We start from the raw sequence: 6,718 nt of genomic DNA, 5'->3' as shown, positions 1-6,718 counted from the left end.
CGGCCTCGGAAGTCACGCGCGCCAACCCCGGCTACACCCTGCATTCGGAAGAGCCAGATAAGCCGATCAGCCGCCGGTACCTGACCCAGGATGACCGGATCGAAATCGCCGATGGTCTCGCCGCCGGCGAGTCGGTGAAATCGATCACCGCCCGGATCGGGAAAAGCTATCAGAGCGTCTACCGGGAGATCTGGCGCAACAGTAAACCCGACGGCCGGTACCAGCCGTGGTTCGCGCATGGCCAGGCTCATCAACGTCGGCTGCGCCGAGCATGTCTTCTACATCCCGGAAACCCCCGTGCTGCTGGCTCCGCTGCTCACCACGGTTGCGCTGCAGATCTTCGCCCTGGCCCTCGCCTCGGCCAAGGGTAACGACGTGGACCAGCCGCGCAACCTCGCCAAGAGCGTCACCGTAGAGTAACCGCACGGCCCCGGACCGCACTCCAGTTGTGTTGTTGGTGTTCCTCGCTGGCAACCGAATCGAATCGGTTCCCATCCGAGCGTGTTCACGGCGGCTGTTCCTAGCGGATTCGGGACTGTGGCCAGGCTGTGGCAAGACCTGTCCACTACCTGAGTAGGCAGGAGCCCCGGTGATTGAAAAACAGGTATTGGGTACTCGTGGCTGGGCATGTGGCGTGAATTAGGTTCGGCGCATGGGCAAAATGCGAGATGAACGTAGAGCCGGAAACCTCATTGTCGGCGGACCGTAATGGACAGCAGAACTAGGCCACAGGCGGGGTTATTTGGTGTTAAGAACGGTGTTGCATGGGTTGCTGACGATGTTTTCGTGACCCGATCGGCTGGGTACGTGCTGGTGGAAAGATGGGTAGGGCAGCGGCTCGTGTCCATCCTTGTCCGGCGAGACGGGGTCGGAATTATGCGAACAATCTGGGCGAAACTGAACGACGTTGCCATTGACGCGGAATGGCCATCTGCTTCCACCCCCAGGTTCCTTCCGAGGGGTATGTAGCGGGTCATTCCCCGAGCCAAGCGACTGTCTCCTAGGCGCCCCATCAGCCAGACGGCTGTGACTGTCAACAAACCCCTGCCGCGCCGACGAAGCAGATTGGCTTGCCAAGTGGTCGGGACGCTATCACCGATGGCGCCCTGCGGGCTGTTGAAATCGGAATCGCCTAACAAGTATCAGCCCCGCCAGCGTCCCAGGGACCCAGCTGCTTACGGGCATTCCGGGCGGGCCGCTGCGCGTTCGAAACACGAGACGGCCGCCGTCTGCGGCCCGCCGCCGTTCTCTTGGTATCGGGCCATGCGATTGGTTATCTCTCCGACGGGCCGCGTTGGCAGGACTTGGCCGCATCGCACCCAGCTGGCGCCCAGCCTTCAGTCAGCGGAGCATATGGTCACCTCCCTATGCTTGATGAGTGAATTTTCAGCCGAGTACGACCTTGACGGAACGCCCGGCGGCGCCCGAAACCGGGCTCATGTCCGGGCGGAAACACGCCCTCGATGGGCTTCGCACCATAGCGGTAGCCGGCGTCTTTCTCTTTCATACCGTGACGGAGCTCGCCCCCGGCGGGTCCATCGGCGTGGATGTCTTCTTCGCGCTCAGTGGCTTTGTGATCACACTGCTGATCCTGAAGGAATACCGGGCCACGGGCCGGCTGCGCCTCGGCATCTTCTACGCCAAGCGCCTCGCCCGGCTCTGGCCGGCGCTGCTGGCCGTCTGCGCCGTGGTGGTTGTCGGCGGCCTGGTCTTCCCCACTTCAGGGTGGGGCGGCCAGGGCGCCAATGCCATCCCGGCGTCGGCCTATGTGATGAACCTGACCAACTACGGGGCCTTCGGTTCCTCTACCGGGGGCAACGCTCTGAGCCCCACCTGGACGCTCGCCGTCGAGGAACAGTTCTACCTGGTCTGGCCGGTGCTCCTCCTGGTGATGCTGCGGTTCTGGAAGCTCCGCACCGTAGCCTGGATAACCGCCGTCCTGGCGGCCGGGTTCTTGGTTGAACGATTCCTCCTGGTAACCGGCGGGGCGCCGCTGGCCCGGCTCTACAACGGACCGGACACCAGGGCCGACCAGCTGCTGCTTGGCTGCACCATGGCCCTGGTATTTGCGTCGGTCAGACCAGGCTCCAGAGTCCATGCCTCCCTGCAGGCCGGTGCACGCTGGGGCGGTCCCGCAGCAGGGTTCGCCCTGGTGGTCGCCGTGTTTACGTTCAAAGAGCCGGACAAGCCCGGCCCGTGGTTTGATGTCTTCTGGACCGTCGGTCCCACCGCCCTGGCGCTCCTGGCCGGGTTGGTGATCGGATCGCTCGTCCTCCGGCCGGCCGGCCTGGCCTCCGGGGTCCTGAGCCACCCCTGGCTGGCCAACCCCGGCCGCGACTTGTCCTACGCCGCCTACCTCTGGCACCTGCCCGTCTATCTCCTGCTGATACCCTTGGTCCCGTCACTCTGGGTGCGCGTCCCCGTGGCCGCAGCGCTGACCGTGGCGATGGCCTACCTCTCGTTCCGCTTCGTGGAACGGCCCATCCGCCAGTGGGCCTCCAGAAGGCTGGATCCCGCCGTCGTCCGTCCCGCCCCGGAACCCGCCCGGGAGCTGGAGCCGGCCGGACGCACATAGGCGTTCCGCCGCGACGACGCCGGTAAGATGTGCCGGTGACGAGAAACGGCGGAGACCCAGCGTGACCAAGCAGGAATGGATCAAGTACGGTGCGCTCTTTCTGCTGGCCGTCGTTGCTTTTGGGGTAGCAGGAATCGCCCTGACCAATCCCCGCGGCCCAGGCGAAGCCGTAAGCCCATTGGCGGCAAGCTCTCCGGTGGCCACGCCGACTACTACGGCAACCTCGGCACCCACAGCCACTGCAACGACCCAACGGCTGAAATTTGAGCTGCCCGCCAAGCCCGTCCTCCTTATTCTTGGCGATTCGTACACTGCCGGTGTGGGCGCGGACCAGCCAGGTCAAGGGTGGGCGTACCTTGTTGCCGGCTCGCTCGGATACCCCTCCAACATCGACGGTGTGGGCGGAACCGGGTTCGCCTGGGGCGGTGGTGCCCAGGACAACCAGGCCCGTGAGTACGAAGTACGGTTGCGGGAAATCGCCGAGGATCCGCGCTTCGTCCCCAATGTCCTCATACTGCAAGGCGGCCAGAACGACGCCCTGATCACCGGCCCTGATGAAATTCAAACCGCCACGGCGCAGACAATCGAGGCGGCCCGCAAGCTGTGGCCCGGCGTCCAGGTAATAGTTCTTGGGCCTTCGGCCCCCCAGCCGTTAGCTGAGAAACTGCAAGGTGCGAACACCGAAGTCCGCGCCGGGGCCGCAGCCGCTGGTGCTCCGTTCATCGATGCCTACGAGGCCGGCTGGTTCACGGCTGCCAACAGCCCGGGCTTCGACTTTGACGGTGCGCACCCGAACACCGCCGGCCACGCGCATCTCGCTGAGAAGTTCCTGGAGTCCTGGGCAACCCTGATTCAGTGAGCAGCCTTCTGCGGACGCCGCGATGCCTCTTGGACACCATTTACTAACGCGTATCAACGTCCTCAAACACCAGAAACGTCTGCGTGTCCTGGACGCCCGGCATGGCCTGCAGCTGGTCGAAAATCACCCGCCGCAGGTCGGTGTTGTCGATGGCGCGCACCAGCAGGATCACATCAAAATCACCTCCCACGAGGGCGATGTGATGAACCTCAGGGATCGCGCGTAGCTGCTCGCGGAGTTCACGCCAGGAGTGTTGGCTTACTTTTAGTGTCACGTAGGCAGAGGACTTCAGCCCGGCCTTGATGGGGTCCACCAAGGCTGTGAATTTGGTCAGTACGCCTTCGCCCGTCAGTCGGGCGATGCGGGTATAGGCGTGGGCCCGGGAGATGTGGACATTCTCAGCCACCTGCGTCACGGACATCCTCCCGTCCCGGGTGAGTTCGGCGATGATCCGGCGATCGACGTCGTCCAGCGGCACCTCCCCGGGCTCTCCTTCAAGTCGTGCCAATTCGCCCACCGCTCCCGCTCGTAATCCGGATCACATTTCAATTCGTCTTCCAGAGTAGGTCCATCCAGCGGAACCTTCCACGATTCGGCGAACTACTGGATACGAAACTTGCCGCGGGGCCCGTCGCCAGATCCAGATGGTGGACCCGGACGGGCCGATCCGTCCGTCCTGGTCTTCGGCGAGGACGTGGGCCGCCTGGGAGGGGATTTCCACATCACCGACGGGCTGACTGCTGAATTCGGGGAGCATGCAGGAGACTCGGCCGCTGCATTATCTTTTTGCGCCGGGCGCGGCACACGGGGGCGTAGCGCTCACTGTTCGGACAGGAGCTTCAGGTATTGCTAGCGGGCGTGCAGGGCTTCCATCGTCGAGGTAGCTTTCATGGATGCCGTTAGCAACTGCGTGTAGAGCGTCTTCCTCACTTACTCCATGTTTTCTGGCCGAAATGTGGACAGTTCGTTTCACGAAGCGTGCAAGTAGTGCCGAACCGCGTCGCGAATCAGAACGGATTTACTGATATGCCTTTCGGCAGCGCTCTGCGACAATAGATCCGCCAACTCCGGTTCCAAGCGCACGGACAGCTGCACGCCGGGACTTTGGCCCAACGACGGGCGGCCTCGCCGAGGAGCATGCAGCTTCTCGACTTCATAGCCTGCCTCAGCTTCATTTGCCCAGGCCTGAATCATCTCTTCCGTGACCGGCAGGCCGTCGATGGTTTCCCGTATTTTTGTCATACATAAATAATACGCTTCGACCCCATTGTTGGTAACCCCAAATACCGGGCGGGGGAGCGGCTCCGGCCGCGCTGCCCCCGAGCCGGTCACCGGCTTGCCGCCGGAGGTTCGACGGCGGTGGCCTGCTCCTCGCCGGAGTCGTCGCCACGATCATTCTCGCCGGCGTGCTGGCGGCAACCGCGGGCACCGTCCCCCAAGTCCACGCCGCCGCCGACTCCCAGCGCGTCGCTCACGGCCGAGCCGCCGTCCGCCGCACCGGTCAACGTGAAAGGACTCATGGCGCGAATACCGGTTGCAGCCGATAGTTAGATGACCGCGAAGGGAGACGGTAATGAGCAAACTCTTTGAAGAGCTCGGTATTGACACTGAAGACCCCCAGGTAGTCCACGCGAAGAAGGATGCCCGCACGCTGACGGACACCATTCTTCAGCTGGTAAAGCGTCGGAAGCACCTGAAAATAAAGCAGAACCAGCTAGCTAAAATTATGGGAACGTCACAGTCGACGGTCTCCGAGTTTGAACGGCTCGGAGGCAATCCGACGCTGTTCACGCTCCAGCGATACGCCCGCTCCGTGGATGCAGTGATTGTTATTCAGGTCAAAGCCCGCAACAGTCGCTACCACCAGACCGATGGGTGGACCGACTTCAAGGTGCATACCGGAGGTGCTGTCCGCCGAAGCGTTGTAGTTCCACTCGAGCCCTGGACCAAGGAACAATTGCAGGAAGGCCTTGTCAACAGTGCGTGAAGCGATCACTGCCCCGGAAGATGTGACTACGTACGACGATCTTCAAACGCTCAGCGATGACGCCAGCCTCGCCGGCCTGGTCTTCTATGAGGTCCGGTCGGTGCGGCGGGGCTCGGGCTTGGATGACTACATCGAGGATGAACGGCACGAAGCCGACGATGAAGACGAAGAAAATGGCAGGCTCAGCTTCGACGCCCAGGTCTATTTCCGGATCAGTGCAGACCAAACCCAGATCGAGGTCAGGCAGCGCGTTGACATTGTGAGCGACGAAGCCCTCTTCACCGTCGACGCTGGGATCATGTTCGATTTCCCAGGCCCCATCAGCGTTGCCGAAGCAATCCGACCTCTATTCATAGAACGGGTTGGACTCATGGCGCTGCATCCATACGTGCGCGAGTCCGTCACCGCCATGTCGAGCAAGCTCAACCTAACCCCGATCATTCTGCCCTTAATGCGAACGTTCAGCGTGGATGAACTGGATCCTGCGGATGCTGTACTCCGTATGGGCTCCGACTGACAAGGCGGAAAAATGTCGCCCCCGACCAATATGGTCGGGGGCGTTTTTCATCCCCGGGAGTTCCCTAAGAACCTGCTCGGCAATTCGTCCACCGCTCCCGCTCGTTATCCGGATCACATTTCAATTCGTCTTCCAGAGTAGGTCCATCCGGCGGAACCTTCCACGATTTGGCGAACTACTGGATACGAAACTTCCTCGAGGGCCATACTGGAACCGACTAGTGGCTACAGAAAGACGGACCAATGACGATCTCCGCGGACCACACTGCGCCGGACCAGGCCCAGCGCTTGCCGGCTGAAAACGCCGTATCGGAAGCGGTGCGGAAGTTCGGCATCACGGTGGAGGATTACATGCTGCCGGCCCGTCACCAGATCCAGATGGTGGATCCGGAGGGCCGGCTCAAAGCAGAAAGCGAGCAGGGCACAGAACCCGGCCACGAGTACCCGTTGCCCGGCGATGACGAACTTATGGCCGCCTACGAGCAGCTCGTCGTCGGCCGCCGCGTCAACGACCAGAACTCGGCCCTTGTCCGCCAGGGCCGCATGGCCGTGTACCCGTCCAGCCACGGCCAGGAAGCCTGCCAGGTGGCAGCCGCACTCTGCCTCTCCGACGGCGATTGGCTGTTCCCCACCTACCGGGACGCCGTGGCGGTCATGGCGCGGGGGGTTGATCCCGTGGAGACCATGACCATTTTCCGGGGTGACTGGCACAGCGGCTACGATCCCGCCAGGCACAAGGTGGGCATCCAGTGCACGCCGCTCACCACCCAGCTGCTGCATG

10 protein-coding genes are annotated in these 6,718 nt (G+C 62.6%); 6 read left to right on the top strand and 4 right to left on the bottom strand.

Translation table 11 applies throughout. The annotated features are described in order from the left end of the window. Nucleotides 1–239 (bottom strand): hypothetical protein (locus QK290_RS18115; protein WP_282332052.1); only part of this gene is annotated, 239 nt, incomplete at its 3' end. Between QK290_RS18115 and QK290_RS18110 the strand changes: the two genes are divergently transcribed. The 3 genes from QK290_RS18110 (at nucleotide 238) to QK290_RS18100 (ending at nucleotide 3,434) form a co-directional block, all read left to right on the top strand. Then, nucleotides 238–420, top strand: a complete 183-nt coding sequence (locus QK290_RS18110) for a hypothetical protein (RefSeq protein WP_282332053.1) — start codon at nucleotides 238–240, stop codon at nucleotides 418–420. The genes QK290_RS18115 and QK290_RS18110 overlap by 2 nt on opposite strands. A gap of 982 nt (nucleotides 421–1,402) precedes the next feature. After that, nucleotides 1,403–2,575, top strand: a complete 1,173-nt coding sequence (locus tag QK290_RS18105; protein WP_282332051.1) for an acyltransferase — start codon at nucleotides 1,403–1,405, stop codon at nucleotides 2,573–2,575. Nucleotides 2,576–2,636: 61 nt separating this feature from the next. After that, nucleotides 2,637–3,434, top strand: a complete 798-nt coding sequence (locus tag QK290_RS18100; protein WP_282332050.1) for an SGNH/GDSL hydrolase family protein — start codon at nucleotides 2,637–2,639, stop codon at nucleotides 3,432–3,434. A 43-nt stretch (nucleotides 3,435–3,477) separates the two neighbouring features. Here the strand turns inward: QK290_RS18100 and QK290_RS18095 are convergent, their stop codons facing one another. The 3 genes from QK290_RS18095 to QK290_RS18085 all read right to left on the bottom strand — a co-directional run bounded on the left by QK290_RS18095 (nucleotide 3,478) and on the right by QK290_RS18085 (nucleotide 4,954). After that, nucleotides 3,478–3,942, bottom strand: coding sequence for an Lrp/AsnC family transcriptional regulator (locus QK290_RS18095; protein WP_248759136.1), 465 nt, complete (start codon nucleotides 3,940–3,942; stop codon nucleotides 3,478–3,480). Between the two features lie 461 nt (nucleotides 3,943–4,403). Beyond that, the gene (locus tag QK290_RS18090; protein ID WP_282332049.1) at nucleotides 4,404–4,676 is read right to left on the bottom strand and encodes a ribbon-helix-helix domain-containing protein; all 273 of its coding nucleotides are present in this window, start codon (nucleotides 4,674–4,676) and stop codon (nucleotides 4,404–4,406) included. Between the two features lie 86 nt (nucleotides 4,677–4,762). Beyond that, nucleotides 4,763–4,954, bottom strand: coding sequence for a hypothetical protein (locus tag QK290_RS18085; RefSeq protein WP_282332048.1), 192 nt, complete (start codon nucleotides 4,952–4,954; stop codon nucleotides 4,763–4,765). A gap of 53 nt (nucleotides 4,955–5,007) precedes the next feature. On the opposite strand from QK290_RS18085, the gene QK290_RS18080 reads away from it, so the two are divergent. The 3 genes from QK290_RS18080 to QK290_RS18070 all read left to right on the top strand — a co-directional run. Beyond that, nucleotides 5,008–5,421, top strand: coding sequence for a helix-turn-helix transcriptional regulator (locus tag QK290_RS18080; RefSeq protein ID WP_282332047.1), 414 nt, complete (start codon nucleotides 5,008–5,010; stop codon nucleotides 5,419–5,421). Then, complete coding sequence (locus QK290_RS18075) at nucleotides 5,405–5,938, top strand: hypothetical protein (RefSeq protein ID WP_282332046.1); 534 nt, start codon at nucleotides 5,405–5,407, stop codon at nucleotides 5,936–5,938. The genes QK290_RS18080 and QK290_RS18075 overlap by 17 nt, the downstream gene beginning before the upstream one ends. A 242-nt stretch (nucleotides 5,939–6,180) precedes the next feature. Further along, nucleotides 6,181–6,718, top strand: a 538-nt coding sequence (locus QK290_RS18070; RefSeq protein ID WP_282332045.1) for a thiamine pyrophosphate-dependent enzyme, incomplete at its 3' end; no start/stop codon positions are given.

This window comes from Pseudarthrobacter sp. AL07 (assembly GCF_029960665.1).
GTDB lineage: Bacteria > Actinomycetota > Actinomycetes > Actinomycetales > Micrococcaceae > Arthrobacter.
Note: the sequence above shows the minus strand (reverse complement) of the source record. Positions and strands in the feature narration are given on the sequence as shown.